This window comes from Moorena sp. SIO4A1, assembly GCF_010672065.1.
Classification (GTDB): Bacteria; Cyanobacteriota; Cyanobacteriia; order Cyanobacteriales; family Coleofasciculaceae; genus Moorena.
In genome coordinates, this window is sequence record NZ_JAAHHX010000502.1 from 1 (window position 1) to 1,758 (window position 1,758).

Sequence of the window (1,758 nt, forward strand, 5' to 3'; positions counted from 1 at the left end):
TTACCAGCTTGGCGCAATCTCAGGCAAGCTCAGCTAGGTCCAGGTGCATTAGTCTATGGCAGTGGGGCTGGTGTTTGTTTAGCGCTACACTTTGTGACTTGGATTACTTCCTTGTCTTTTACTTCCATTGCGGCATCTACTACCTTAGTTACCACAACTCCGATTTGGGTTGCTCTAGTTTCTTGGCTCTGGTTGAAGGAAAAACTAACTAGGCTGACGGTTTTGGGAATTGGTGTGGCCTTTGTAGGTGCTGTCTTGATTACTTTGGGGGATGGGGGTTCTCTCAGTGGTGGCAGTAATCCTCTGTTGGGGAATTCTCTAGCATTGATGGCAGCAGTGATAGCAAGTTTGTATGTACTTTGGGGACGTGAAGCACAGCAGCGGGGTTTGAGTCTCGGTAGCTATAGTGCTTTCGCCTACACTATGGGGGCGTTGGTGTTGTTACTGTTATCCTTACTCTGGGGTGTCAGTTATCTCAGTTATCCGGTAGCGGTTTACGTCTACATCTTGTTAATCGCAGTGTTCCCCCAAATGGTAGGACATACCAGTTTTAACTGGTTGGTACGCTGGATTAATCCTACCCTGGTGACCCTGGCTATTTTGTTTGAACCCGTTGGTGCTTGCTTTTTGGGCTATCTGATTTTTCAGGAAGTGCCAGGAGTATTGGTGCTGGTAGGTGCCGTGGTGTTGTTAGTTGGGGTGGCAGTAGCGGTTTTTGGATCTAATTTGAGAAAAGAGGTTGAAGGTTAGTTGGTTGTTCGCGTAGCGTGGCCTTTTGGCCAAGGTTAGTTGAAGGATTGCAGCTTGCATGTCACTCCCGCCAGGTCTGTAAGAGACTAACCAGAATTAAAAGGAATAGGTATTCTGAGCTACTAAGGGGTTACTGGCGCACGGAACAAGAATATAAGGATTTATTTGCAGCGAGTGGTTTTAAAATCGCACAAGTCGTTTATACTTATAAAAGTCTAATAGTGATAGAGTTTAGCCTCCAATAAAGAGGTTTTTTAGCTTAACTTTCAGGTAGACAACCTGGTAGTGCTAAAAAATTATTTAATTTACTACAGTCTGCCAGAAGTAGGATAAGCAAAAAATAAATGAAAAAAATGATCAAAACTTGTTGTGTAACGTTAGTAACCTGTATGCTACTGCTAACGATCAATACCATGAATGCCCTGGCGAGTAGTGAAACTGAGATGGAAATATGTGACTTAACTCTACACTCATTTTGTGACCGTGATCTTTTGCCGACGCAATATGTGGAACTTATTGCTCCCCCTAACCATATCTCATTTCTTCTTTTGAAAAATGATGCTCCAGGAGATAGAAACGGCCAAATAGAAAATGATGATGATTCGGTTACTTACAGCGCTAGGGAAATAACAACTTACTTAGCCACGTTTTCCAATAGTGAAGACATCACAAAAAGGCTGAAAATATCCAACACTGACGCTATAACAGAGTCTCCGCAGCATTGGACATTCTATCATAGACCTTCACCAGTGGTCAAATTGGTTAACGTATTTGCTGCCAATAAAAATTAATAAACTCGGGAGCATCCCATTTTGAAAAATATATCTTTTTATATGGGCATTAACATCGCGTTAATACAGCTTAATGTGGTATGTTTATTCCAAATTGGGATGCTCCTAGAAAGTCTGCAATGACTCAGTAAGCTCTAAACGTAAAGGGTTTCCGGCTATTTAGTCACCTCTTCAGAGGTCTGACAGAATCTGGCAAAGTGGTATTTTAAAATTGTAA

General features: G+C 42.2%; 2 protein-coding genes. Both read left to right on the top strand.

Annotation, left to right across the window (positions count from 1 at the left end; translation table 11 throughout):
• A partial coding sequence (locus F6K53_RS39920; RefSeq protein ID WP_293085575.1) for a DMT family transporter occupies positions 1–750 on the top strand: 750 nt, incomplete at its 5' end.
• A gap of 389 nt (positions 751–1,139) precedes the next feature.
• Positions 1,140–1,541 (top strand): hypothetical protein, encoded by a 402-nt coding sequence (locus F6K53_RS39925; protein WP_293085578.1) that lies wholly within the window; start codon positions 1,140–1,142, stop codon positions 1,539–1,541.
• The last annotated feature ends 217 nt before the right edge of the window (positions 1,542–1,758 follow it).

Excerpts from the sequence above, each read along its gene's own strand:
- F6K53_RS39925 (WP_293085578.1), top strand. The coding sequence starts at position 1,140 with ATGCTACTGCTAACGATCAATACCATGAATGCCCTGGCGAGTAGTGAA.